23 protein-coding genes are annotated in these 26,132 nt (G+C 65.2%); 17 read left to right on the top strand and 6 right to left on the bottom strand.

The genetic code is table 11. The features are described from left to right. Nucleotides 1-108 precede the first annotated feature (108 nt). From olsB to DYI37_RS14305, 5 genes are all read left to right on the top strand, one after another. On the top strand, nt 109-1,044 hold the full coding sequence (gene olsB / locus DYI37_RS14325; RefSeq protein WP_116683921.1) for a l-ornithine N(alpha)-acyltransferase: 936 nt from the start codon (nt 109-111) through the stop codon (nt 1,042-1,044). Nucleotides 1,045-1,165: 121 nt separating this feature from the next. Beyond that, nucleotides 1,166-2,311 (top strand): carboxylate-amine ligase, encoded by a 1,146-nt coding sequence (locus DYI37_RS14320; RefSeq protein WP_116683920.1) that lies wholly within the window; start codon nt 1,166-1,168, stop codon nt 2,309-2,311. A gap of 122 nt (nt 2,312-2,433) precedes the next feature. Beyond that, the gene (locus DYI37_RS14315; protein WP_116683919.1) at nt 2,434-2,889 is read left to right on the top strand and encodes a DUF2231 domain-containing protein; all 456 of its coding nucleotides are present in this window, start codon (nt 2,434-2,436) and stop codon (nt 2,887-2,889) included. Next, complete coding sequence (locus DYI37_RS14310; protein ID WP_116683918.1) at nt 2,882-4,453, top strand: PQQ-dependent sugar dehydrogenase; 1,572 nt, start codon at nt 2,882-2,884, stop codon at nt 4,451-4,453. Before DYI37_RS14315 ends, DYI37_RS14310 begins: the two co-directional genes overlap by 8 nt. Nucleotides 4,454-4,622: 169 nt before the next feature. Next, entirely contained in the window at nt 4,623-6,038 is a 1,416-nt protein-coding gene (locus DYI37_RS14305; RefSeq protein ID WP_116683917.1) for an L-serine ammonia-lyase, read from the top strand. A gap of 40 nt (nt 6,039-6,078) precedes the next feature. Here DYI37_RS14305 and DYI37_RS14300 read toward each other — a convergent pair whose 3' ends face one another. Continuing rightward, the gene (locus tag DYI37_RS14300) at nt 6,079-7,110 is read right to left on the bottom strand and encodes a hydantoinase/oxoprolinase family protein (protein ID WP_245413922.1); all 1,032 of its coding nucleotides are present in this window, start codon (nt 7,108-7,110) and stop codon (nt 6,079-6,081) included. Between the two features lie 78 nt (nt 7,111-7,188). Between DYI37_RS14300 and DYI37_RS14295 the strand changes: the two genes are divergently transcribed. From DYI37_RS14295 to DYI37_RS14280, 4 genes are all read left to right on the top strand, one after another. Next, nucleotides 7,189-7,899, top strand: a complete 711-nt coding sequence (locus tag DYI37_RS14295; protein ID WP_158555183.1) for a HisA/HisF-related TIM barrel protein — start codon at nt 7,189-7,191, stop codon at nt 7,897-7,899. A gap of 317 nt (nt 7,900-8,216) precedes the next feature. Further along, nucleotides 8,217-9,392, top strand: a complete 1,176-nt coding sequence (gene crtY, locus DYI37_RS14290; RefSeq protein WP_116683914.1) for a lycopene beta-cyclase CrtY — start codon at nt 8,217-8,219, stop codon at nt 9,390-9,392. Next, the gene (locus tag DYI37_RS14285) at nt 9,389-10,918 is read left to right on the top strand and encodes a phytoene desaturase (RefSeq protein ID WP_116683913.1); all 1,530 of its coding nucleotides are present in this window, start codon (nt 9,389-9,391) and stop codon (nt 10,916-10,918) included. Before crtY ends, DYI37_RS14285 begins: the two co-directional genes overlap by 4 nt. After that, the gene (locus DYI37_RS14280) at nt 10,915-11,967 is read left to right on the top strand and encodes a phytoene/squalene synthase family protein (protein ID WP_199520163.1); all 1,053 of its coding nucleotides are present in this window, start codon (nt 10,915-10,917) and stop codon (nt 11,965-11,967) included. Before DYI37_RS14285 ends, DYI37_RS14280 begins: the two co-directional genes overlap by 4 nt. A 12-nt stretch (nt 11,968-11,979) precedes the next feature. Here DYI37_RS14280 and cls read toward each other — a convergent pair whose 3' ends face one another. Then, nucleotides 11,980-13,488 carry a cardiolipin synthase gene (gene cls, locus DYI37_RS14275; RefSeq protein WP_245413921.1) on the bottom strand — a complete coding sequence of 503 codons (1,509 nt, stop codon included), beginning with the start codon at nt 13,486-13,488 and terminating at the stop codon, nt 11,980-11,982. Between the two features lie 181 nt (nt 13,489-13,669). Between cls and DYI37_RS14270 the strand changes: the two genes are divergently transcribed. After that, a complete protein-coding gene (locus DYI37_RS14270; RefSeq protein WP_116683912.1) occupies nt 13,670-14,431 on the top strand; it encodes an endonuclease/exonuclease/phosphatase family protein in 762 nt (253 codons plus the stop codon). Between the two features lie 86 nt (nt 14,432-14,517). On the opposite strand, the gene DYI37_RS19815 is transcribed toward DYI37_RS14270, so the two are convergent. From DYI37_RS19815 to DYI37_RS14255, 4 genes are all read right to left on the bottom strand, one after another. Beyond that, complete coding sequence (locus tag DYI37_RS19815) at nt 14,518-14,703, bottom strand: hypothetical protein (protein WP_147307933.1); 186 nt, start codon at nt 14,701-14,703, stop codon at nt 14,518-14,520. 79 nt (nt 14,704-14,782) lie between these two features. Next, the gene (purB, locus tag DYI37_RS14265) at nt 14,783-16,105 is read right to left on the bottom strand and encodes an adenylosuccinate lyase (RefSeq protein ID WP_116683911.1); all 1,323 of its coding nucleotides are present in this window, start codon (nt 16,103-16,105) and stop codon (nt 14,783-14,785) included. A 120-nt stretch (nt 16,106-16,225) separates the two neighbouring features. Next, a complete protein-coding gene (locus DYI37_RS14260; protein ID WP_116683910.1) occupies nt 16,226-17,206 on the bottom strand; it encodes a P1 family peptidase in 981 nt (326 codons plus the stop codon). A gap of 2 nt (nt 17,207-17,208) precedes the next feature. Further along, the gene (locus DYI37_RS14255) at nt 17,209-18,318 is read right to left on the bottom strand and encodes a branched-chain amino acid ABC transporter substrate-binding protein (protein WP_245413920.1); all 1,110 of its coding nucleotides are present in this window, start codon (nt 18,316-18,318) and stop codon (nt 17,209-17,211) included. 150 nt (nt 18,319-18,468) lie between these two features. Here DYI37_RS14255 and DYI37_RS14250 point away from each other — a divergent pair, with 150 nt between their 5' ends. The 7 genes from DYI37_RS14250 to DYI37_RS14220 all read left to right on the top strand — a co-directional run bounded on the left by DYI37_RS14250 (nt 18,469) and on the right by DYI37_RS14220 (nt 26,061). Continuing rightward, a complete protein-coding gene (locus tag DYI37_RS14250; protein WP_116683909.1) occupies nt 18,469-18,975 on the top strand; it encodes a DUF3429 domain-containing protein in 507 nt (168 codons plus the stop codon). Between the two features lie 249 nt (nt 18,976-19,224). Further along, nucleotides 19,225-20,052: a ferredoxin--NADP reductase gene (locus tag DYI37_RS14245; protein WP_116683908.1), complete on the top strand. Its 828-nt coding sequence runs from the start codon at nt 19,225-19,227 to the stop codon at nt 20,050-20,052. A gap of 178 nt (nt 20,053-20,230) precedes the next feature. Beyond that, nucleotides 20,231-21,667 carry a UbiA family prenyltransferase gene (locus tag DYI37_RS14240; RefSeq protein ID WP_116683907.1) on the top strand — a complete coding sequence of 479 codons (1,437 nt, stop codon included), beginning with the start codon at nt 20,231-20,233 and terminating at the stop codon, nt 21,665-21,667. Next, entirely contained in the window at nt 21,660-22,988 is a 1,329-nt protein-coding gene (locus tag DYI37_RS14235; RefSeq protein ID WP_116683906.1) for an FAD-binding oxidoreductase, read from the top strand. Before DYI37_RS14240 ends, DYI37_RS14235 begins: the two co-directional genes overlap by 8 nt. A gap of 159 nt (nt 22,989-23,147) precedes the next feature. Beyond that, nucleotides 23,148-23,588, top strand: coding sequence for an EamA family transporter (locus DYI37_RS14230; protein WP_116683905.1), 441 nt, complete (start codon nt 23,148-23,150; stop codon nt 23,586-23,588). Beyond that, complete coding sequence (locus DYI37_RS14225; RefSeq protein ID WP_116683904.1) at nt 23,585-24,598, top strand: NAD-dependent epimerase/dehydratase family protein; 1,014 nt, start codon at nt 23,585-23,587, stop codon at nt 24,596-24,598. Before DYI37_RS14230 ends, DYI37_RS14225 begins: the two co-directional genes overlap by 4 nt. An 11-nt stretch (nt 24,599-24,609) precedes the next feature. Next, nucleotides 24,610-26,061: an aspartate aminotransferase family protein gene (locus DYI37_RS14220; RefSeq protein ID WP_116683903.1), complete on the top strand. Its 1,452-nt coding sequence runs from the start codon at nt 24,610-24,612 to the stop codon at nt 26,059-26,061. Nucleotides 26,062-26,132: the final 71 nt, after the last annotated feature.

The following is a 26,132-nucleotide window of genomic DNA, read 5'->3' as shown; positions in this document are numbered from 1 at the left end:
ACATCACGTTTACAAGTGTTAGGGTGACGTTCATGACGTCATCGCCCTGTCGCGTTCGCAACCTATGGCCTCGCGGCAGGCAAAACATAGCTTGGGACGGAAGTAGTCATGTTTGCGATCGCCGATACCGCAAGGGGCGCGCTGGTGGAGCGAACCGGTTTCGTTCCGTCACGCGATGGTGCCGGATTTCTCTCTCGCGGTGTGACCGGCAAGATCATCCATCTTGCTACACGCTTCAGTCAGGATGCGCCGGTCCTCGGACGGATCGGTTCGCTCGAGGTTCGTCTCGCGCGCTCGCCGCTGGAGGTGAAGGCCGCACAGCAGCTGCGCTACCACGTCTTCTACGAGGAGATGAGCGCCAAGCCCTCGCGGGTCCAGCAGTTCACGCGCAGGGACAGCGACGGGTTCGACCGGTATTGCGACCATCTTCTGGTCATCGATCGGGATCGAGAGGGCTCCGTCGCGGACAAGATCGTCGGAACCTACCGGTTGATGCGCGAGTCCGGGGCCCGTCTCGTCGGTGGCTTCTACACCGAACAGGAATTCAACATCTCGCCGATGCTGCGCCGCCATGCCGGCCGCCGCTTTCTCGAGCTCGGGCGGTCCTGCGTCCTGAAGGAGTACCGGGGCAAGCGGACCGTCGAACTTCTGTGGCAGGGCATCTGGTCCTATGTCATCGCTCACCGCATCGACGTCATGTTCGGCTGCGCGTCGATCGCGGGAACCGATCCCGACAGAATAGCCAATTCGCTGGCGTTTCTGCGTGATGCCGCGCCGGCACCCGACGAGTGGCATGTGAAGGCGCACGACCATTGCGGAACCTTCGCGCAGAAAAGCGCCGAGGCCGTCGATGCCAAGCGGGCGCTCGCGGCTCTTCCCCCGCTTCTGAAGGGCTATCTGCGCCTCGGCGGCTATATCGGCGAGGGTGCGGTGATCGATCACCAGTTCGGAACCACCGATGTGATGATCGTCCTGCCGCGCGAGCGGATCAATCCGCGATATGTCAACCACTATGGCAGCGATGCCGGACGGTTCGCCGCCTGATCCGGGCGGGTCTTCGACGGCGATCGCTGCGGCGGTCTTGCGTCCACGATCACGCTTTCGTTCGAACGCGGCAGGGTGAGGCTTACTTGTCTTGGGGCGATCTCCGCCCCAAGACTTGGCAATGAAAGAGCCGGCGCCGAGCTTCACCATGGGGGTCGAGGAGGAATATCTCCTCGTCGATCGCGAAACACTGGACCTCGCATCGGTCCCCGACGGGCTCTTCGAGGATTGCCGCAGGCATCTCGGCGATCAGGTCAGCCTGGAATTCCTGAAATGCCAGATCGAGGTCGGCACCAAGGTCTGCGCCAATATCGCGGAGGTACGGGAGGATCTCGTCCGGCTGAGACGGACCATCGCCGATGTCTGCGAGGGCTACGGTCTCGCGCCGCTCGCGGTCTCGACGCACCCTTTCGCGCGATGGGACGACCAGGCCTTCACCGAGAAGGATCGCTACCGCGAACTGGAGGAGGATCTCGCCGCAGTCGCGCGCAGGATGCTGATCTGCGGCACCCACGTCCATGTGGGGATCGAGGACGACGATCTGCGCGTCGATCTCCTCGGCCAGTTCGCCTATTTCCTGCCCCATCTCCTGGCGCTGTCCACCTCCTCGCCCTTCTGGCAGGGGCGCGAGACGGGCCTCAAATCCTACCGGCTCACCGTTTTCGACAACCTGCCGCGCACCGGGCTCCCGCCGAGCTTTAACAGTTGGGCCGATTATCGGCGCACGACGGACATTCTCGTCGAAACGGGCATGATCGAGGACTGCTCGAAGATCTGGTGGGATGTCCGTCCCTCGGCCAGTTTCCCGACGCTCGAATCGCGCATTTGCGACGTGATGCCGAGGCTCGACGATACGCTCGCGCTTGCGGCGCTGACCCAGTCGATCTTCCGCTTCCTTCATTCTCTGCGGGCCTCGAACATGCGCTGGCGGCAATACGACCGGTTCCTCCTGCGCGAGAACCGCTGGCGCGCCCAGCGCTACGGGGTCGGCGAGGGACTGATCGACTTCGGCATCGGCGAAGTCGTGCCCTTCGCCGATCTGGTTGACGAGTTGATCGAACTCGTCAGCCCCCATGCCGAAGCGCTCGGTTGTCTCAACGAGGTTCGCCGGGTCCGAACGATCGCGGCCGAAGGCACGAGCGCCGACCGGCAATGCGCGGTCTTCCGCAAGGCCATCGACGGCGGGCAGGACGAGGAGCAGGCGATCCGCACGGTGGTCCGGTCGTTGATCGAGGAATTCTGCGAGGGCCTGGAAGCGGCATCCTGAAACGGGCTTGCGGGCGGAACAGGCCGGACTGAGGATTGTCCGTGGACGAGACCCGATCGGGAACCATGGCACCCCTGAGCCGTAGTCCCTGGACCGACCACCTACGAACGGGACCCTCCTTGATGGCTTATCCCTATGCGTCCGCCACCGCTTCGGTGGGTGGGCAGCCTATCCATGCCATGCTGTCGCCTTTTCCGACCGTGTGTTTCACGCTGGCTCTTCTGACCGATCTCGCCTATGTCGCGTCCGCCAATCTTCTCTGGCAGGATTTCTCCGCCTGGCTGCTTCTCGCCGGCCTCGTCTTCGGGGGCCTGGCGCTTCTCGCCGGCTTCGTCGATCTCGTCGGGAGCCGGCGCCTGAGGGAAGAGCGCAGCGCCTGGATCTATGCTGCCGGCTTCTGCGTGATGATGGCGCTCGCTTTCGTCAACAGCTTCGTCCACGCCGGCGACGGCTGGACGGCGGTCATGCCGTGGGGCCTGACGCTCTCCGTTCTGACGGTCATCGTCGTGATCGTCACCTCCTGGATCGGGCGGTCCCTTGTCTTCAAGCACGGCGTTGGAGTTTCGACTTATGAATAAGACCCGGATACCGAGCCGCCCGCTGACCGCGTCAGTCGCGGCAGTGGCCCTTCTCGCCTTGTCCGCATGCAGCGAGAGCGACTACGACATCTCCCGGCAGATCGGTCCGGATCCGGATCTGCCGGAACCCGATCAATCCCTGGTGCCTGCCCTCAAGGTTGCGGAAGTGACGGGCTGGGGGGAGGGCGAAGCCCCGACCGTTCCCGAGGGTCTCGCCGTTTCGGCCTATGCCCGCGATCTCGGCAATCCGCGCACCGTCCACACCCTTCCCAATGGCGACGTTCTCGTCATCCAGTCCAAGGGACCGTCCGGCAAGCCCCTGAACCGGCCGAAGGATTACATCCGGGGTTGGATCATGTCGATCGCCCATGGAAGCGGGAGCGGCCCGTCGCCGGAAACCAACAGGATCACGCTCCTGCGGGACAGCAATCGCGACGGGACGGTCGACGACCGCTCGGACCTCTTGACCGGTCTTGCCTCGCCGTTCGGTGTCGCCTGGATCGACGACACGCTCTACGTCGCGACCACCGAGGCGGTCGTCTCCTACCCCTACGAACTCGGCCAGACGGAGATCACCTCACAGCCGACCCTCGTCACGCCTCTGCCGGGCGGCCCGATCAATCACCACTGGACGAAGGATCTCGCGCTCGGGCCCGATGGCCGGTATCTCTATGCGTCCGTCGGCTCGAACTCCAACATTCTCGAACGGGGACTGGAGGCGGAGAAGGGGCGGGCCGCGATCTGGCAGATCGATCGGGAGACGGGCGCCTCGAAGGTGTTCGCCTCCGGGCTGCGCAATCCGAACGGCCTGACCTTCCATCCCGATACCGGCGAGCTCTGGACGGTCGTCAACGAACGCGACGAACTCGGCCCCAATCTCGTTCCCGACTATATGACCTCGGTCAAGGAGGATGCGTTCTACGGCTGGCCGTGGAGCTATTACGGCGATCACGTTGACGAACGCGTCATGCCGCGGCGACCGGATATGGTCGCACAGGCGATCAAGCCGGATTACGCGCTTTCGAGCCATGTCGCAGCGCTCGGTCTGACGTTTTCGAATGGCTCCGCTCTGCCGGATGCTTACCGAAGCGGGGCTTTCGTCGGTGAACACGGCAGCTGGAACCGCGATCATTTCAACGGCTACAAGGTCGTCTACATCCCCTTCGAGAATGGCAAGCCCAACGGCATGCCTCAGGATGTGGTGACCGGCTTCCTCGATGGAGACGAGGCGAACGGGCGGCCGGTCGGGGTCGGAGTGGACGGAACGGGCGCCCTGCTCGTCGCGGACGATGCCGGCAACACGGTCTGGCGCGTGGCTGCGGCCGATGGTTCGACGACGGAGCAGCCGGTGGGGACCGATGGGGTCCAGCCGGCAGAGGCCTCGGCCTCGGCCGATACCGAACCGGCCGAGGTCAGTAATGGTTCGGAACCTCCTCCGGGCGGTTCGGCGACCGGGGAACAGGATGCACCGGATGCGAACGCTGCCGACCCGTCCCAGACGGAGATCGCTCCGGCCGTGTTGCCCGAAGGCACGGTGCCGGCCGGAAGCGAGTCCGGCAACTAGGAGAGCGCATCTCATGGTCCGAGAACCTCGGACCATGAGATCGGCGCGGGCTTGACGCGACCAGCCGCCATCCCGGGCTGGTCGCTTCAGTCCCCAAAAGCGTCGCCTTTTTGCTCGTCCCTTGTCTGCTTACCGCCTAGCCATTGATGAACGGAGAGGCAGGGTTTCGATGTTCATCAGCGTTTTCGACATCTTCAAGATCGGGATCGGGCCGTCGAGCTCCCATACGATCGGCCCGATGGTGGCTGCCTCGCGGTTTCTCGAAGAGCTTCGGGCCTTCGTCCAGGCCGATGGGGATGCTGCAAGGCCGGCTCGGCTTCGCGTGCGGCTGCACGGCTCTCTGGCCTATACCGGCCGCGGCCATGCGAGCGACAATGCCGTCTGCCTCGGCCTCCTCGGCGAGAGGGCGGACAGCATCGATCCCGACGACATCCAGCCTCTCCTCAGCCGTCTGGAAGCCGAGAAGGCGATCGAGATCGCAGGTCTCGGCACGGTCACCTTCGATCCGCAGACCGACCTCGTCTTCGACTTCAAGACGAAACGGGCGGCCCATGCCAACGGCATGACCTTCGAGGCCTATGACGCCGAAGGCAGTCTGCTGCACGAGACCATCTATTATTCGGTCGGCGGCGGCTTCGTTCTGTCGGCGGCCGAACTCGCCGCCTCGGCGGAAAATCGCAAGGGCGCGCTCGAAGAGGGCAAGCGCGCGCTCGGCTATCCCTATCCCTTCGGAACGGCCGCCGAAATGCTGGTTATGGGCCGGGATTCGGGGCTGACCGTCGCCGAGATGAAGCGCAAGAACGAGGAGGTCCACCTCGACCGGCACGCGCTCGACGACCGCCTCGACCGGATCTGGCACGCGATGCGCGACTGCATCGACCGGGGCATGGTGATGGACGGAATTCTGCCGGGCGGGCTGAAGGTGAAGCGCCGCGCCAAGGCGATCGCCGAGCGCCTGCGCGCCGACGAATTGCGCAACCAGACGCAACCCTATTCCAAGAGCGACTGGCTCTCGGTCTACGCCATGGCGGTCAACGAGGAAAATGCGAGCGGCGGCCGGGTGGTGACCTCGCCCACCAATGGGGCGGCCGGCGTCGTGCCGGCGGTCATCCGCTATTATCGCGATCACTGCATCGGTGCGAGCGACGAGGGCATTCGAACCTTCCTCCTGGCGGCGGCGGCGATCGGCGCGCTCGTCAAGCACAATGCCTCGATCTCCGGGGCGGAAGTCGGATGTCAGGGCGAAGTGGGATCGGCCTCGGCGATGGCGGCGGCGGGCCTGTGTGCCGCCCTCGGCGGCACCAACGAGCAGGTGGAGAACGCGGCCGAGATCGCGCTCGAACATCACCTCGGCATGACCTGCGATCCGGTGAACGGCCTCGTCCAGGTGCCGTGCATCGAGCGCAACGGTTTCGGGGCGATCAAGGCGGTCTCGGCCGCCTCCCTCGCACTTCACGGCGACGGCACGCATTTCATGCCGCTCGACAACTGCATCGAGACCATGCGCCAGACCGGGATCGACATGTCGGACCGCTACAAGGAAACCTCGCTCGGGGGTCTCGCGGTCAACCTGCCGGAGTGCTGAGCGGCGAGGCTGCGCCGACGCCGCTCGGGGCAAGCCTCGATCAGGCCGGTTTTTCGTTGGCAAGAACGGCGAGGGCGCAGGCGGGTGCCGCCCGGCAGATGCCGTCGCGCAGGTCCGAGGGGCAATCGATCAGATCCGAGAAATCGACGACGCCGCGATCGAGACGCGCGGCGAGGCGTTTCAGCACCGGACGGCCGGCTCCGGCGACGACGAGGGGGGCGTCGTCGGTCAGTTCGTCGCGCGACAGAACCTTCAGCGCGGCATCGTGGATCGCCCGCACCTGCGCTTCCGCGAAGGCGTGAGCCAGCCACTCCCAGGCCCCGTCGCGCGCGTCCACCGCATCCATTCCCACCATGCGGGCGATGCGCTTGCGCGAGCCCTCGATCGTCTTGTCGCCGCCATCGGCCGCCTCGTGCAGATCGTCGGCCTCGTCGAGAACCCCGATCACGCGCTGGACATCGGCCATGGTGGCGAAGAGCTCGTTCATGACCGGGATCGAGCGGCCGACGAACGGCACGTCCCGCGCAACCGCCATGAGCGCCGTTCGCGTATAGCCCTGATAGACGAGTTCGCCGGATGCCAGCCGGTCCCGGTCCGTATGGCCCTTGGCCCAGACCTTCTTCTCGGAGACCGGGACGAGGTCGGTGGTCGTCGAGCCCATGTCGATGAACAGCGCTTCCTCGATCCGGGAGGCGGCGAGGGTCGCGCTCGCATGCCAGTTGGCCGAGGCGATATCGAAGATGTTGGAGCGGGCGTCGCCCAGCGAAAGAAAACCCGCCGCGCCGCCATAGAGGCGGATATCGCCGGAAAGCCGCTCGGCGATGACGCGGGCGATCCGTTCGACGCCCGTCCGGCGCGAGGGGAAATGATCCGAGACCTCGCCGGTCATCGTCACGAGATGGACCGACACGTCGCCGGCCTCCTCCTCGATCTCGTCGACGGCCGCACTGAGACTATCGAAATCGCGCCAGATCGGCGTTACCTTCTGCCAGACCTTAATCACCCGGTCGTCTTCGGTGAGCGCGGCCTTCAGATGCGCCCCGCCGATATCCCAACCCAATGCCCGTGCCATTGCGCGCCTCGATGCGGTTTCATGATCGATGCGCCTCATAGCATCATCGATCGCGAAAGACAGGGGATCTCGACATCCATGCAACTGATCCCGGTGATCGACCTGATGAACGGACTCGTCGTGAAGGGGCGGGGCGGCGAGCGCGAAAGCTATCGGCCCATCGAAACGCCGCTCGCCGAGAGTGCCGACGCAACGGCCGTGGTAGCCGGGCTCCGGCGCGTCACCGGCGCAAACGTCTTCTACATCGCCGATCTCGACGCGATCATGCACCAGGCGCCGCAGAGAGACCGGCTCTGCGACCTGATCGATGCCTTTCCCGAGATCACCTTCTGGCTCGATGGCGGCTTTCGCTCCGTCGACGAGGCCGACGCTTTCCTGAAGACCCTCGGAGCGGGATCGCGGATGCTGGCCGTGCTCGGAACCGAAACGCTCTGCGAACAGCTTCCCGAGCGCGGCGCCGCATCGGAGGGGAATTCGCCCTTCGTCCTCTCCCTCGATTACGGGCCGGAAGGCTATCGCGGCCTGCCCGAAATCCGGGAGGATGCGGACCGCTGGCCGAGCGACGTCGTCCTGATGTCCATGCGAAATGTCGGCCGGAGCCTCGGGCCGGATTTCGAGCGATTGGCGGAGGTGCGCCGGGCGATGGGCAATGGGCGTCTCTTCGCCGCCGGCGGCGTTCGCGGCGAGGAGGATCTTCGACGTCTGGGCGAGATGGGGATCGCGGGCGCGCTGGTTGCGAGCGCGCTGCACTCGGGGGCGATTCGCGTTGAGCCTGAGCGGGGCGCTTGACCGGGCCTCGGCCGACCTTCGCGCGTCTGTCCGAACGGGTCATCGCCCCCTTGCGTCGTTCTGCCTCTCCATCTCGCCCGAAGGTCGGCTTGAGAGGAGAAAACCCCTTCTTATGTCGTCAGGAGGCCTGAAAGCGGTGCGACTTTCCGGCAGCGGCGACGCGCTGCGTGAGGTCCGAAGATCGTTTCCCGGTTCCGGCGCACCGCAATTCGTCCTAGATGATCCTCTGGGACGCGAATGCCCGAAGGTCTCTCGCGACCTTGCGGGTCGGCAGCATGCAGGCGGTGCGATGAAATGGAGCTGAAGGCGACGTGGCGTTGAATGAACATCGGGAAACCGCCGACCTCGTCCTCGTGGGCGGCGGCCTCGCCAACGGCCTCATCGCCTGGCGCCTCGCGCAGTTGCGGCCCGATCTGCGCGTTCTCGTGCTCGAGGCCGGCGAGGCGATCGGCGGCAACCACACCTGGTCCTATCACGAGCACGACCTGACGCCCGCCGAACATGCCTGGACGCAGCCTTTCGTCGCCCATCGCTGGCCGACGAACGAGGTCCATTTTCCCGATCGATATCGGCATCTGTCGACGGGCTATCTGAGCATTTCGTCGGATCTCTTCAGAGACCATGTCACGCGGACGCTCGCCGACCGGATCCGTACGGGCGTTCGTGTCGAAGAGGTGGGCGCCCGGCACGTGGTTCTCTCGGGCGGCGAACGCATCGAGGCCGGCGCAGTGATCGACGGCCGGGGCCACCGTCCGAGCCCGCACCTCACGCTCGGCTTCCAGAAGTTCCTCGGTCAGGAGATCGAGTTCGAAGCCCCCCACGGGGTCGAGCGCCCGGTCATCATGGACGCCACGGTGCCCCAGGCCGATGGGTATCGCTTCGTCTATCTCCTGCCGATGACACCGACCCGGCTTCTCGTCGAGGATACCTATTATGCCGATGGCGAAGCGCTCGACCGCGACGAGATCCGCCGCAATATCGATCTTTACCGCAAGGCCAAGGGCTGGCCGGCGGGGCGTGTCGTGCGCGAGGAGGACGGCGTCCTGCCCATCGCCCTTGCCGGCGATATCGAGGCGTTCTGGTCGGAGAAGAACGGGATAGCGGCCAGCGGTCTCAACGCGGCGCTGTTCCATCCGACCACCGGCTATTCGCTGCCGGACGCCGTCCATCTCGCCGATCTCGTCGCCGGCCTTCCCGAGCATTCGGCCGAGGCTCTTTTCGCCGCGACACGTCGCCACTCCTGCGAGGCTTGGAAACAGCGCAGATTCTTCCGTATGCTCAACCGGTTCCTCTATCTCGCGGGCGATCCCTTGAAGCGCTACGTCATCCTCCAGCACTTCTATCGCCTGCCGGAGCCGGTCGTCTCCCGTTTCTACGCGGCCAAGCTCGCGGCGAGCGACAAGGTGCGCATTCTCACCGGCAAGCCGCCGGTGGGGGTGATCTCCGCCCTCAAGGTGATCTCGCCCAATTCCGTCGAAGGGGCGGTCGCATGAACCAGATGCCGCAGAACGGATTCACACCGGCGAAGAGCGCCGTCGTCATCGGGGCAGGCTTCGGTGGGCTCGCCCTCGCCATCCGCCTGCAGGCGGCGGGCATTTCGACGACGCTTCTGGAAAAGCGCGACAAGCCGGGCGGCCGGGCCTATGTCTACGAGGACAAGGGCTTCACCTTCGATGCCGGGCCGACCGTCATCACCGATCCCTCGGCGCTCGAAGAGTTGTTCGAGACGGCCGGCGCAAAACTGAGCGACTATGTGGAGCTTCTGCCGGTCAAGCCGTTCTACCGGCTCGCCTGGGAAGACGGCTTCGTCTTCGACTATGCCGATGATCAGGAGGATCTCGACCGGCAGATCGGCGCGAAGAGCCCCGAGGATGTCGAGGGCTATCGCCGGTTCCTCGCCTATTCGCGCGACGTCTTCCACGAGGGATACGAGAAGCTCGGCACCGTGCCCTTCCTCGCCTTCAAGGACATGATGCGCGCGGCGCCCCAGCTGATGCGCCTCGAAGCCTATCGCTCGGTCTATTCGAAGGTGTCCCAGTTCATCAAGGACGACCAGCTCCGGCAGGCCTTCTCCTTCCATTCCCTGCTCGTCGGCGGCAATCCCTTCGCGACCTCCTCGATCTACGCGCTGATCCATGCGCTGGAGCGCAAATGGGGCGTGTTCTTCCCGAAGGGCGGGACCGGGGCTCTCGTGCGCGGCATGGTGAAGCTCTTCACCGATCTCGGCGGAACCGTCGCGCTCAATGCCGAGATCGACGAGATCACCATCGAGAACGGCCGGGCGACGGCCGTGCGCACCCGTGCCGGCGAGATCTTCAAGGCCGATCTCGTCGCCTCGAATGCCGATGTGGTCCACACCTATGCCAAGCTCATGGGGAAGAGCGAACGCGGCGAGAAGCACGGGGCTGCGCTGAAGAAGAAGCGCTTCTCCATGTCGCTCTTCGTCATCTATTTCGGCCTGAAGACCCACCGGCCGGACATCGCCCATCACACGGTCTGCTTCGGGCCGCGCTACCGGCCGCTGATCGACGAGATCTTCAAGGGCAAGGAGCTTGCCGGCGACTTCTCGCTCTATCTCCACAATCCTTGCGTCACCGACCCCTCGCTCGCGCCGGAGGGCATGGGCTCCTTCTACGTCCTGTCTCCCGTGCCCCATCTCGGCAATGCCGAGATCGACTGGTCCGTGGAGGGGCCGAAATATCGCGACCGGATCTTCGATTATCTGGAGGAGCGCTACATTCCGGGCCTGAAGGACGATCTCGTGACCAGCCGCATCTTCACGCCCGAGGATTTCCGCACGGAGCTGAACGCCCATCTCGGCTCGGCCTTCTCGCTGGACCCGGTCCTGACCCAAAGCGCCTGGTTCCGCCCCCACAATCGCGACGACAAGATCCCGAACCTCTACATCGTCGGTGCCGGCACCCATCCGGGCGCGGGCGTGCCCGGTGTCGTCGGCTCGGCCAAGGCGACGGCCGGGCTGATGATCGAGGATGCGGGTCTTGGAACCGTGCCGGCGTGAACCTGACCGATCGCATGGAGGCCCCGATCGCAGGCAGCATCGTCTTCGGCGCCCATGAGCGCGCGCAGCTCGCGGCCGAGGCCGAGGCGACGATCGCGAAGGGTTCGAAGAGCTTCGCCGCGGCCGCGCGCCTGTTCGCGCCCGATCTGCGGGCAAGCGCGATGATGCTCTATGCCTGGTGCCGCCATTGCGACGACGTGGTCGACGACCAGATCCTCGGTCACCGCCAGGGTGTCCGCCTTTCCGCGTCCTCGGGGCAGGAGCGTCTCGCAGAACTCGAGGCGAGGACGCTCGCGGCGATCGACGGCGTTCGCACGGGCGAGGCGCCCTTCGATGCGATCGGCGACGTGGTCCACCGCCATGCACTTCCCACCGGCCTCGTCCTCGCCCATCTCGAAGGCTTCCGCATGGATGTGGGCGGTCGCGACTACGAGACGATCGACGACACGCTCGACTATTGCTACGCGGTCGCCGGCGTCGTCGGGGTGATGATGGCGCGCGTCATGGGCGTCGGCACCGAGGGGCGCCGGGGCGCCGACCTGACGCTGACGCTCGACCGGGCCTGCGATCTGGGGCTCGCCTTCCAGCTCACCAATATCGCGCGGGATCTCGTCGACGACAGCGCCGCGGGCCGGGTCTATGTTCCGGGGGAATGGCTGCGCGAGGAGGGGCTATCGGGCTCCGAGATCCACCTGCCGAAGAAGCGCGAGGCGGTCGCGCGCATCGGGCAGCGCCTCGTCGATCTGGCGGAGCCCTATTACGCGTCCGCCTCCCAGGGGCTCGCGGCCCTGCCGCCGCGTGCGGCCTGGGCGGTCGCGACTGCCGCCGGGGTCTATCGCGATATCGGCATGGTGATCCGCCGGCGCGGCGCTGCCGCCTGGGACAGCCGCGCATCGACCAGTGGCGCGGCCAAGATCCTGCATGCCGGACGGGGAGCGGGGAACACCGCAATGTCCCGGTTGCGCCGGAACCCGGGCGATCGTCCGCAGGGCCTCTGGACACGGCCCCGCATGGCCGAACTCGGCGAGCGCGTCGAAGCCGAGGACTGATCGCCTCTCGTTTCAGAGAAGCGGGCTGATCAGCCGCGTGACGTTTTCGGCAAGCTGGCGGAAGAACCCGCGCTGGCGCCATTCCTCGAGGTCGAGCCGCTTCGATTTCTGCCGATAATCGGTCTCGATCTCGCGCAACTCGCCCGCAAGCCGCCCGTCATAGGCGATCAGCGTGACCTCCGAATTCAGTTCGAAGGAGCGCATGTCCATGTTCGAGGAGCCGATGACGGCGATGTCGTCGTCCACCGACAGGTGTTTGGCGTGCAGGAACCGCTCCTTGTAGAGATAGACCTCGACCCCCGCGCTCAGAAGCTCCTCGAAATAGGACTCCTGCGCGAAATCGATGAGGAAGCTGTTCGTCGTCGCGGTGATGTAGAGTTCGACCTTCACGCCCTTGCGAACCGCCGTCGAGATCGCATTGAGGAGCTCTTCGTTGGGGACGAAATAGGGGGTCGCCAGTGCCACGCGCTCGCGGGCATTGTGGATGAGATCGGTGAAGAGGACGTCGACGCCGGCCTCGGGGAAATCCGGCCCTGTCGGCATGACCTGCAGCAGCGAGCCCGAGCCGATCTCCGCTTTCGCAAGGGTCTCTCGCGGCAGGAGTTCCTCCGTGCCGATATCCTCCTCTGTCTCCAGATACCAGTCGCCGACGAAGATCGTCTGGAGTTCGAGGACGACGGGTCCGGTCACCCGGGCCATTAGCTCGCGATAGAAGGTCTTCGGCTCGTATTCGATCCGGTGCATGTTCTGCGAGCCGACCCAGCCGATCCGTCCGTCGATCACCACGATCTTGCGATGGTTGCGCAGGTCGAGCCGCGTCGCCTGGCTCCAGAAGCGCAGGGGAAGGATGACGTGCATCTCCACGCCGGTGTCCTTCAGCCGCCGGGCGATCTTCTTGCGGTCGGTGGAGGAGCCGACGGCATCGATCAGGAGCCGGCACTGCACACCGCGCGCAGCCGCCCGCTCGAGAGCACTGAGAACCTTGTCTCCGGCCTCGTCGTTCTGAAGGATGTAGAAGCAGAGATGGGCATGGTGGCATGCCGCGTCGATATCGGCCGCGATCCGGTCGACGACCCGGTCGTAATTGCCGTCGAACTCGATCTCGTTGCCATAGAGCGGCGGAAGACGGCCGATGTTCTCGACGAGCTGCGCGGTGATGCGGTGCCGGGTCTTCAGCCCCGTGAAATCGCCCGGCGGACGATCGGGAATGCGATCGATGATCGGCTGGAGAACCGCCGGCAGGCGTTCCAGGCGCTTGCGGCGCCACTCCGGATGCAGGGCGTTTCCGAGAAGGAAATAGAGGACCAGCGCGATCCAGGGCAGGAAAAAGAAAAGGAGAAGCCAGGCCTGGGATGCCGTGGGGGAGCGCCTGAACGGGATGTAGACGATCGCGCCGAAGACGATCGTCCATCCGGCGATCTTCAGGAGCGTTGCGAGAAGGTCGATCGTCAGGAAATCGAAAATGGTCTCGCCCCCCGCTCCGAGGCCGATCAACCCCGCTGCCGCATCCTGCGATGCCATAGACGATCGCGGCGGAGACGCCAACGGTTACCGTGAGGACGATCGCCGCACGAGAGATCGCCGACGAGCAACATAGAGGCGTGCGAGGTTGGAGCGGGCTCTTTGCATTCGCGCATTCTCCCGCTATCTGGCCGGCAGGGCCTGCCCGCCAACGTCATCCATCCCCGAGCGACGAGATCCCGTGACCCGCATCGTCTATGCCAATCTCGGCTATCTGCGCGGGATCGACGGCTCCATTCGCCAGCATGTCGGGCGCGTGTGGCGTCATGTCTACACGCCTCTTGCGGCCCAGACGGAGAGTATCGCCCAGCTGACCGCGAAGGTGCAGGAACTGTCTCCCGATCTCTGCTGCCTCGTCGAGATCGATCGCGGTTCGATCACCAATCGCTTCTTCGACCAGCTGCCGACGATCGGAGGAGACCTGTTCCCGGTATCGGGTGCCCATGGAAAATACGGCACGGAGCGAACCCTTTCGCCGCTCCACATCTCCTACGGCAAATCAAACGCCTTCCTCGCCAAGCGACCTCTCGTCGCGACCGATCGCTACCTGAAGGACGGCAAGAAGAAGCTCGTCTACGACATCCGCATGGAGGCCGGATCGCTCGATCTGCGGGTGCTGGTCGTCCACCTGTCGCTCGTCGAGAGCGAACGGGCCCTGCAGATCAGGGAGCTTGCGACCTGGGTTGCCGAACAGCAGGCCTCGACGATCGTCGTCGGGGATTTCAATGTGTTCAAGGGCGATGCGGAACTGCGTCCTCTGCTCGCCTCTGGCCATCTCTACCACGCCAATCGCGGCATGGAGCCGACCTTCCGCTTCGGCCCCTGGCGCGCGGCGCTCGATACTTGCCTGATCTCGGAGGATCTGCGCGAGCAGGCCTCGATCACCATCGTCGACCAGCCTTATTCGGATCACCAGATGCTGGTGATGGATATCGCGCAATAGGGCCGGCAGGCATGGTTCGGCAGGCGCTCGGCCGGCCACGGTCCCTGCTCTCTTTGCCGCGAAGGGCGCGGCGCGGCGCGGCTGGTTCAGCTTTCCGGCTGGGCGAGATCGCCCTGGGTCGCCGGCTCGAGCGGCCGATCGGTCGGGGTTCCGTCCTCGGGATTGCCGACGAAGAGGAAGTAGATGGCGATCGCGACGATGATCGCGACCATGGGCCAGATCAACGCGCGCAGGCGTCCCTTCTGAAAACTCGGTCCCATTCTGGGGGCCATCCTCTTTCCTTTCGCGCAGCCGTGCTCCGAGCGGGAGATAGAGCCTCCCGCGCCGGTTCAGAGCAGCGGTCTGGCCCCGTCAGCCGAAGACCCGCTTGAAGATCGTGTCGGCATGCTTGGTGTGGTAGCCGAGATCGAAGCGCGAGCGAATTTCCTCTTCCGAAAGAGCCGCGCGAACCTCGTCGTCCGCCAGAAGCTGTTCGAGGAAGTCGACGGTCGCGTCGCCGGAGACGTGATAGCTCTCCCAGACCTTCATCGCATTGCGCTGGACGAGACGGTAGGAATCCTCGCGGGACACGCCGGCCTGGGTGAGGGCGAGGAGGATGCGCTGGGAGTGAACGAGGCCCCCGAGGCGGTCCATATTCCCCTGCATGCGCTCCGGGTAGACGAGCAGGTTCTCGACCACGTTGGTGAGGCGGGCGAGGGCGAAGTCGAGGGTGATCGTCGCGTCCGGGCCGACATAGCGCTCGACGGAGGAGTGGGAGATGTCGCGCTCGTGCCAGAGGGCGACGTTCTCCATCGCGGGGATCGCATAGGAGCGGACCATGCGCGCAAGGCCGGTGAGGTTCTCGGTCAGCACCGGATTGCGCTTGTGCGGCATGGCCGACGAGCCCTTCTGGCCTTTGGAGAAGAACTCCTCGGCCTCCAGAACTTCCGTGCGCTGAAGGTGGCGGATTTCCGTCGCGAGCCGCTCCACCGAAGAGGCGATGACGGCGAGGGTCGCGAAATACATCGCGTGCCGGTCGCGCGGGATCACCTGGGTCGAGACCGGCTCGGCCTTCAGCCCCATGGCATCCGCGACATGCTCTTCGACGCGCGGGTCGATATTGGCGAAGGTGCCGACGGCGCCTGAGATCGCGCAGGTCGCGATTTCCTCGCGAGCGGCGACCAGTCGGGCGCGGCAGCGCTCGAATTCCACATAGGCCTGGGCGAGCTTGACGCCGAACGTCGTCGGCTCGGCATGGATGCCGTGGGACCGGCCGATGGTGATCGTGTCCTTGTGCTCGAAGGCCCGCTTCTTCAGGCTCGCAAGAAGGGCGTCGAGGTCGGCGAGGAGAATGTCGCTCGCCTTCGTCAGCTGCACGTTGAGGCAGGTGTCGAGCACGTCGGACGAGGTCATGCCCTGATGGACGAAGCGCGCGTCCGGCCCGACGATCTCTGCAAGATGGGTGAGGAAGGCGATGACGTCATGCTTGGTCTCGCGCTCGATGGCGTCGATCCGCTCGATATCGAATGTCGCGTTGCCGCCCTTTTCCCAGATCGTCTTCGCCGCTTCCTTCGGGATCACGCCGAGTTCGGCGAGCGCGTCGCAGGCATGGGCCTCGATCTCGAACCAGATGCGGAACTTCGTCTCGGGCGACCAGACGGCGACCATCTCGGAACGGGCATAGCGAGGAATCATGCGGCAACGACTTTCGGCAGCTTCAAGGAGTTGCCCTGCGATCTATCAGAGGTGCCGCGCAGGCTCAATCTCGGGTCACGCTCTTCGCCGAAAGGCCGGCATCCGCGCCTTGCCTGCCTCTCAATGCGGATCGCGATCGCGGTTCGCCAGATGGACGCCCCGCGCCACGGCCCGCGCCATGACGGCGCTCGCCGCCGCCATCAGTTCGATCCGCACCACCGGATCGTCGGGGAGATCGATCGCGCCCGTCGAGGCGGCGAAGACGAGATCGCCGTCGAAATCCGTATGCGAGGGCCAGATCGAGCGGACATAGCCGTCCTGCCCCGCGACCGCGAGGCGCTTGCAGCTTGCCTTGTCGAGCCGGGCATCGGTGACGAGAATGCCGATCGTGGTGTTCGCGCCCTGGCGGGCATCGAGTTTGGAGACCGGCGCTCCGGCATCCTCCGGGAAGGGATGCGGCAGGCCATGTCCGCCGAATTCATCGCCGATCTCGAAGGGAGCCGCCCAGTAATGGCCGCTCGCTGCGATGGTCAAACTGCCGACGGCGTTGACGACGACGAGGGCGGCGACCGTCACGCCGCAGGGAAGACGGCAGGAGGCGCTGCCGAGCCCTCCACGCCCCCGGGCGGTCGTCGCACCATAGCCGGCACCGGAACGGCCGAGGGTGACGGGGTCGGCGGATGCGTTCGCGGCGGCCGCATATCCGAGGTCGCGATAGGGCGGGTAACGGCCCCAGTCCTTGTCGCCGCCATTGAGGAGATCGAAGAGGATCGCGGCAGGCACGATCGGCACGCGCACGGAGCCGACGGCAAAGCCGCGGCCCTGTTCGCGCAGATAGGCCTGGACGCCGCTGGCGGCATCGAGCCCGAAGGCCGACCCGCCGGACAGAACCAGCGCGTCGACGCCGCCGACGAGGTTTTCCGGATCGAGGAGGTTCGTCTCGCGGGTGCCCGGTGCGCCGCCCAGAATCGAGAGGGAGGCGACCGTCGGGGCGTCGAAGAGGATGACGCTCGTGCCGCTCGCGAGCTGCGCGTCATGGGCGTTGCCGACCTTCAGGCCACGGATATCGGTGATGTCGTTGCGCGCGCCCGCCGGCCACACGCTCACCCGCCGGCAGCGCTCCGGCCGGCCTCGTCCTCACGGACGAAGGCTTCGCCGTTCCAGCGCAGAGCCTGGTAGGCGACGGCGGAGGCATCGCCTTTCGCATCGAAGGAGACCGGGCCGAGAATGGTCTCGAACGATCCCGCGTCCAGAGCCTCCTTGAGCGGTTGGCCCGTCTCGCCGGCCGCGCCGATCGCCTGCGCGGCGATCTGCATGGCCGCATAAGCGAGTACCGAATAGCCCGGAAGGGTGCGTTCCGGCGATCCGTCGGCTGCTTCGAGCCTATGGGCATAGGGCGGCGCAAGCGCGGTGACGCCCGCCGCAAGAGACTGGTCGGGCGCCGTCTCGTCGAGAAGGCTCTCGCCCCCGACGATCTGGAGATCGAGGCCGAGTTCGGCCGCATCGCGCGCGATCACCGCGATGTCCGGGCGGTCGCCGGCGATCAGGAAACGGGTCACCCCGGTGCGAGCCAGGCGACGGGCGAGGCCGAACTGCTTCTCCTCGGCCGGGCGGTAGTTGTCCGTCGCAGACGGCTCCAGCCCCCTGTCCGCCAGAAGCCTGCGCACGGTATCGACGAGACCGCGATTGGCGATCGAGCCGTCCTCGATCAGGCCGAAGGGCTCGCCCTCCCAGTTCGACGCGATCCAGTCCGCGAGAGCCGCAGCTTCCGCATCCGATCGCGGTGCGAGGCGCCAGACCAGATGGCCCGTCTTCTCCCGGTCGTCGGTCACCCGATTGGTGCGAACGCCGATATCGATGACCGGGATGCCGGCCTCGGTCAAAGGAGGAAGAGCGGCAAGGAGCGCATCCGTGCAGAGGAAGCCGAGAACGACCGTCGAGCCGGCTTCCACCAGCGTCTCGGCGGCTTCTACTCCCCCCTCCGCGCTGCACTGCGTATCCGCCTCGACGACCGAGACCTGCGATGCGTCGGCAGCGAGCCTCGCGCCGGCCTCCAATTGTTCGCCGAGAGAAGATCTCGGGCCCGAGAGTGGCGCCGCGACCCCGACGACCGCGCCGCGCTCCTGAGACAGCGCCTCGGGCGAGCCCGGGGCGAGGACGAAGAGGGTCGACAGGAGAAGCGGAACCGGGCGCAGGGACATGTCGGCGATCATAGCGCCTTGCCCCGATCGGTCCAATGGCTGGGGAGCGAGGGAAGGCGAGGCTCTTCCCGTGTGCATTGCGTCACGACCCGGTCGAACGATGCGCCCGTTCGCGCGTTGGGGGAGCATGACGAGAATGCGCTTTGGGACAGGACGAACGGCATGAGCGAGCGAGCGGCGAACGGGCGAACCATCAAGGCGCGGGAGCCGGCGGACATCCCCGCGGACGGCCTGTTCTTCGCCTATCTTGCAATGCTTCCCCTGGTGGCGGGCGCGCTCGCGCTGTTCCTCCTGCCCGACAACTGGGCCTTTCTGACACTCAATTTCACCCTGCTCTGGGGTGCGTCGATCCTGACCTTCCTGTCGGGCGTCCGGCGCGGGGTCAGCTTTCGCCAGCCCGGCGGCCCGAAGGTGACGCAACTGGCGATCATGCTCTTCCTGTTCGTCACCGGTTTCGCGGCCGTCCTCTGCGTGGTCTGGGCCTATCCTCTCTATTCTGTCGCTCTGCAGCTTCTCGGCTTCCTGGCCCTTGCGGTCCTCGATCCGATCAGCGCCCGACGGGGAACGGCGCCTCTCTACTTCGCGCGGCTGAGGCCGGTACAGATGCTGCTGCCGCTGGTCTCGCTCCTCGTCGTCGGCTACTGGATCTGGACGAGCCCGTTCTTCTGAGGGCCGGACGAACAGGATCTCCCGGAGGGGCCTCGAGCGGAAAAATCGTTCGGACCTGAGCGCAACTATGAAACGTCTCTGGGGCTGCGGATGGGGAAAAAACGCCTATGTTGGCCTCGACGCGCATTCGATTCCGGCTTTCGAAGCGAATGCACCAGAAGATTTGACGATGACGGGCACATGACCATGCGCCGGCCACACGAAGCCGGCCTCGCCGTCATTGCGACGACAGACTGAGAAGGACGCCGAATGAGTTCGCTCGCCCAAGAGACGCCCGAGACCGGAACGCAGGAGTTCCCGATCCCGGCAAACGTGTTCGCCGAGACCGTGACCTCCGTCACCCACTACACTGATCGGCTCTTCGCCTTCCGCATGACCCGGCCGCAGAGCTTCCGGTTCCGCTCCGGCGAATTCGTGATGATCGGCCTGCCGAACGCCGAGAAGCCGGTCTATCGCGCCTATTCGATCGCCTCGCCCGCCTGGGACGAGGAACTCGAATTCTTCTCGATCAAGGTGCCGGGCGGGCCGCTCACCGAGCATCTTCAGAAGATCAAGGAAGGCGATACCGTCCTGATGCGCAAGAAGCCGACGGGGACGCTGGTGCATGATGCGCTGATCCCGGGCAAGCGCCTGTTCATGTTCTCCACGGGCACCGGCATCGCCCCCTTCGCATCGGTTCTCCGCGACCCGGAGACCTATGAGAAGTTCGATCAGGTGATCCTCACCCAGACCTGCCGCGAGGATGCCGAACTCACCTATGGCCGCGAACTCGTCGAGCATATGAGGACCGACGAGATGATGCAGGAGATCGTGGGCGAGAAGCAGCTTCTGCTCCACGCGACCGCCACCCGCGAGGGGGAGACCAAGGGCGAGCGCGTGACGACGCTGATCGAGAACGGCAAGCTGTTCTCCGATCTCGGCATCGAACCCCTCGATCCGAAGACCGATCGTGCGATGATCTGCGGGTCCATGGCGATGCTGAAGGATGTCGAGAAGATCCTTCAGACGCGCGGCTTCGAGGAGGGAGCGAACAACGCACCGGGCAGCTACGTGGTCGAACGCGCCTTCGTGGACTGAGCCCGTCTGGGTGACACGCACCGGTTGGCGGCCGCTTCGGGACATCCCGCAGCGGTCGCGTTTCGTTAACCGAGCCGCCGGGAAACGGCGCCTCGTGCCCCGTGGTAAACCTTTCAAAACCCATACATCGTAAGACAGGCCATCGAACCGGCATTGCGCCGAGACGGAGGCCAGGGTCGTGGATGCAAGAGTACCCAATACCGAGCGGACCGTTTACGTCGATCTCGACGGGACGCTGATCCATAGCGATCTCCTCTGGGAAAGCCTGTTTCTGACCGCCCGTCAGAATCCTCTTCTCCTCGTCAGGCTTCCCGGCTGGATCGCTCGCGGCAAGGCGGTCCTGAAGGCGGAACTAGCCCGACACGTCGCCTTCGAGGCGCACTCGCTTCCCTATCGTCAGTCGGTTCTCGACGAACTCGCCCGCCTGAAAGCCGAGGGCCGCCGCATCGTGCTCGCGACCGGCGCCAACGAGCGCCTAGCGCGCGCAGTCGCCGATCATCTCGGCATCTTCGACGACGTCATGGCCTCCGACGAACGCATCAACCTCACCGCCGAGCGCAAACTTTCGCGTATCGAGGCCGAGGCGGGGCGCGAGGGTTACGATTATTTCGGCAATTCCCATGAAGACCTCTGTCTTCTGGAAAGCGCCGCCGAAGCGACCGTCGTCGCTCCGGACCGGGCGGCGAGCCGCTGGCAGAAGCGGACCGGCTCGACGTTGATCGGGCACGAGGCCGGACGGCTGAAAATGGCCATCAAGGCCATGCGACCGCATCAGTGGATGAAGAACCTCCTGATCTTCGTCCCCATCGTCCTCGCCCACGAATTCTTCAATCTCGAAATGGCCGAGGCCGCGATCCTCGCCTTCGTCAGTTTCTCGGCCGCCGCATCCGCGGTCTACATCGTCAACGACCTTCTCGACCTTCAGGCGGACCGACGCCATCGCACCAAGCGCAACCGGCCCTTTGCGAGCGGCCTGTTGTCGATCCCGACGGGCCTCGGAATGGCGGCGGGGCTCCTCCTCGTCTCGGTCCTCTGCGCGCTCCTGCTGCCGATGGCCTATGCCGTCGTCCTCGCCGGCTATCTGGTCGCGACGACCGCCTATTCCTTCGCGCTGAAGCGGATGCTGCTGATCGACGTGATGACGCTCGCCTTCCTCTACACGACCCGGATCATCGCGGGCGCCGAGGCGACGGGCGCCGGAACCTCGTTCTGGCTCCTGTCCTTCTCGATCTTCTTCTTCCTCTCGCTCGCCCTCGTGAAGCGCTATACGGAACTCGTGGATTTCGGCACCGGGGCGGACCGGGCCTCGACGGGACGGGGCTATGTGGATGCCGATGTCGAGACGATCAGTCAGGCGGGAATGTCATCGGGCTTTGCGGCGATCCTGGTTCTCGCCCTCTACATCAACAGCCCCGAGGTCGCGCGGCACTACGAGTCGCCCTGGCTCGTCTGGCCGCTCTGCCCGCTGCTCCTCTACATCATCGTGCGCATGTGGATTCTGGCGCGACGCAACCAGATGCACGAGGATCCGGTCGTCTTCATCCTGCGCGACTGGCGCTCGCAGCTGATGATCGGCATCGGCGGCGTCATGTTCCTTGCGGCCGCCTATGTCTAGCGCCTCGACGGATCCGCGCTTCTCGTCCTGGGGCGGCGCGAGCGCGACGGGGTCGGTTGCGATCAGCGCCGAAGCCTTTCTCGAAGGCGGCGCTCCGTGCCTGCCCTATGGAAACGGCCGCTCTTATGGGGATACCTGTCTCCTGTCGAACGGGGCCATGATCGAGGGACGGCAGCGCGACGCGGTCCTCTCCTTCGATGCCGAAACGGGGCTGGTAACGGTCGAGGCCGGCCTTTTCCTGTCCCGCCTCATCGCCTTTTCCGCTCCCCGGGGCTGGTTTCCGCCGGTGCTTCCCGGCACCCAGTTCGTGACCGTAGGCGGAGCGATCGCGAACGACATTCATGGCAAGAACCACCATCGCAGGGGCAGTTTCGGCTGCCATGTGGAAAGCCTCGTCCTCTTGCGCTCCGATCGCGGCCGGCTCACCTGCTCGCGTGACGAGAACGCCGATCTCTTCGCCGCCACCATCTCGGGAATGGGGCTGACCGGGCTGATCGAGCGTGCGACGCTGCGGCTGATGCCGATCGGCTCGACCGCGATCGAGGAGACGGTCACGCGTTTCGGCGGGCTCGACGACTATTTCGACCTCGCCGAGGATGCGGACAGGCGCCACGAATACGCCGTCGCCTGGATCGATTCCCTTGCCACCGGATCCTCGTTCGGACGCGGCCACCTCATCTGCGGCGATCACCGGGCCGAGGGGCCGCGCGACGGTGCGAGCCGCCCTCCGGTCGCCAGCGTTCCGCTGACGCCGCCTGTGAGCCCACTGATGGGCCCGTCGCTGAAGATCTTCAACGAGGTCTATTATCGCAAGGCGAAGCCCGGCACCCATTCGCGAAGCGTGCCCTTCGACAGCTTCTTCTTTCCGCTCGACAGGGTGGGGGGCTGGAACCGTCTCTACGGACCGCGCGGTCTGTGCCAGCATCAGAGCGTGCTGCCCGAGACGGGCGCCCGGGCCGGCGTGCGCGCGCTGATGGCATGCGCCCAGGACTTCGGTCAGGGGTCGTTCCTGACGGTCCTGAAGCGGTTCGGCGCGATCGAAAGCCCCGGTCTCACCTCCTTCCCGAGGCCGGGCTTCACACTGACCCTCGACTTTCCCGATCGCGGGCCGAAGACCTTGGCGCTCCTCGCCGAACTCGACCGGATCACCATCGATGCCGGCGGCGCCGTCAATCCCTACAAGCAGCACCGCATGTCGCCTGCGACCTTCGCCGCGAGCTTCCCGCGCCATGGCGAGCTGGAACGCCTGCGCGACCCCTCGATCCTGTCCGATTTCTGGTCCCGCACGGTCCTCGCAGGCGCCGTGCCCTCCGCCGCCTGAAGGCACCGCCCCGTGAGGACGCAAACCGTCTCTTTACCGTCACGAGCGATCGTCGAGAGGCTGTGGCAGCGAGCCGCGCGTCTTAACCGTTAAGTTGGGCGAAGCGTCTAGACAATGACCGAGGACTGGAAACCAGTCGGAACGGAGCCTTGCAGCGTGATGTCGAAATACATTCCCTTCATCCTCTTCACCGTCTTCACGAACGCGGCGGCGCAGGTCATGCTCAAATACGGCATGATGCAGCTCGGCAGCCTCAGCTTCGTCGGCGTCAATCCGGTCTTCAAGCTCTTGTCGATCGTCTTCAGTCCCTTCGTCTTCCTGGGGCTGTGCACCTTCGTCATCTCCATGGCCTCGCACCTCTACGTCCTGTCGAAGGTCGAGCTGTCCTACGCCTATCCCTTCCTCTCGCTCGCCTATGTCGCCGTCGCGGTCTTTGCGTATTTCGTCTTCCACGAGGACCTGAACGCATATCGTGTGGGCGGTATCGCGCTCATCTGCGTCGGCACGTATTTCATCGCCCAGGGCGGTTCCGCCGTCAGCGAGGAGGCCGAGCGCGCCGTCGAGATCTCCCAGAACGCTGCCCACGAGGTTTCCAAATGAGACATATCCTGTTCGGAGGCGACGGCTTCGTCGGTCGCCATCTTGCCCGCAAGCTGCATTCGGATGGAGAGGAGGTCGTCGTCGCCGATATCGCCAAGGGGGATTTCGCCCATTATTCCGGCGTGCGCCACGTCCACTGCGACGTGACGGATCCGGCGGCGATCGAACGGCTCGGCCTCAAGTCTAACGACATGGTCTACAACCTGTCGGCCAAGATGCTCTCGCCCCTCCAGGTGCGCGCCAAGCGTCACGAATTCTTCTATCCGGTGAACTACGACGGCACGAAGAACATCATCGAGGGCATGGACAAGGCGGGCGCCTCCAAGCTCGTCCACTTCACCACCGACATGATCTACGGCCATACCGTCACCTATCCGATGACGGAGGAGCATCCCGTCGCCCCGCTCGGCGAATACGGCCAGTCCAAGCTCGACACCGAATATCTCGCCCATGACTGGCGCGAGCGCGGCATGGACATCTCGCTCTTCCGGCCGCGCCTCATCATCGGTCCGGGCCGGCTCGGCATCCTCGAAAAGCTGTTCAAGCTGATCGACCGCAATCTTCCCGTTCCGATGATCGGCTCCGGCCGGAACCCCTACCAGTTCATCTCGGTCTTCGACTGCGCGGAGGCCGCGCGCCTTGCCTGGAAGGCCGGCGTTCCGAACGAGGCCTACAATCTCGGCTCGCTCAACCCGCCGCCGGTGAGGAAGCTTCTCGGCGACCTCATCCGCCATGCCGGATCGAAGTCGATCCTGCTGCCGACACCCGGCTGGGCGGTCAAGCGCACGCTCGACACGCTCGACTGGATGAACCGGCCGCTGATGGATCCCGAACAGTATCTCATCGCCGACGAGAACTGCGTCCTCGATGTCACCAAGGGACGCGAGCAGCTGGGCTGGGTTCCGCAATATCGCGACGAGGACATGCTGATCGCCGCCTACAACGAATATCGCGCGAAGCTCTCCGGCAAGTCCGGCGAACCGTTCCCGCTCATGCAACCGGCCGAATAGGGGGCAAACCGATGCTCGATCGCACAACGCTTCAGGGAACGGAACTCGAGACCAGCCGGACCGGCCCGAGGAAACCGGACCTTCTCAGCGTCGAGGATGCCAAGGCCCTCGACGTCAGGACGATGGCGGATCTCTTCAAGGACCACATCAATCCCGGCCAGTTCCACTTCATGAAACTGCTCGGCTTTCACAAGGTGAAGGTCGAGAGCGCCGAGGGAATGTACTACACCGACCAGAACGGCCGGAAGATCCTCGACTTCTTCGGCGGCTTCGGCTCGCTCGCACACGGCCACAACCATCCCCGGGTACTGGAGGCGCGCAAGCGCTTTCAGGACGAAGGCCGGCACGAGATCGCCATCGCCTTTCTCTCCCAGTATGCCTCGGCCCTCGCCAAGAATATCGCGGCCTGTTCGCCGGGCGATCTCGACATGGTGTTCCTCGGCTCCACCGGCTCGGAGGCCATGGAAGCGGCGGTGAAGGTCGCCGAGCGGGCTTCGGGTCGCAAGAACTGCAAGATCGTCCACGCGGAGAACTCGTTCCACGGCAAGTCGAAGGGCGTTCTCTCGCTTACCGACTCGCCGCTCTATCAGGGTGACTTCAAGCTCGTCGGCAACACCTACAAGGTGCCCTTCGGCGATCTGGACGCACTGAAGCGGGTGGTCGAGAACGACAGCGATATCGGCGTCGTCGTTCTGGAAACCGTGCAGGGCGGCGGCGGCATCGTGACAGCGCCCACCGAATACTGGCAGGGCGTTCGTGCCCTTTGCGACCGCCACGACGTGGTCTGGGTCGCCGACGAGGTGCAGTGCGGCTATGGTCGCACCGGAAAGTTCTACGCCTTCGAACATCATGGCGTGGTGCCGGACGTGACGGCGCTCGCTAAGTCCCTCGGTGCCGGCAAGGCCCCGGTGGGCGCGATGATCGCCCGGCGCGAGATCTACATGAAGGCCTATGGCACGCCGAAGACCGCGATGATCCACGCCCAGGCGACCTTCGGCGGCATCGGTGAGGCCTGCATCACCGCCATCGAAGGCCTGAACGTCCTTTACGACGAGGATCTGATCGGCAATTCGGCCGAGACCGGCGCCTATCTGAAGAAGCGCCTCGAAGCCCTCCAGGAGAAGTATCCGAAGATCATCAAGGAGGTTCGCGGCCAAGGCCTGATGGTGGGGCTCGAGTTCCAGGACTTCTCCAAGACCCTGCCGCTGGCGCTCCGCCCGATGGTGGCCATGCTCGACGACAAGCTGAAGGGCTCGCTCTCCGGCTTCATCGGCGCCGCGCTCCTGCGCGACTACGACGTTCTCGTTGCCTTCACCGAATACAACCGCAACGTCATCCGCCTGGAGCCGCCGCTGATCTGCGACGAGAGCCATGTGGACATCTTCTGCGACGCGCTCGACGACCTTCTGGGCCGTGGCATCGTCTCGATCGTGAAGAACTTCATCCAGTCGCAGGTGAGCTGAGACGTCACGCGGGCATCTTACCGCATCTCGAAACGACGAAAGCCGGGCTTGCACAGCCCGGCTTTCGTCAT

The sequence above is a fragment of the Fulvimarina endophytica genome (assembly GCF_003403015.1).
Lineage (GTDB): Bacteria > Pseudomonadota > Alphaproteobacteria > Rhizobiales > Rhizobiaceae > Fulvimarina > Fulvimarina endophytica.
This window is presented reverse-complemented; position numbering and strand designations above follow the sequence as displayed.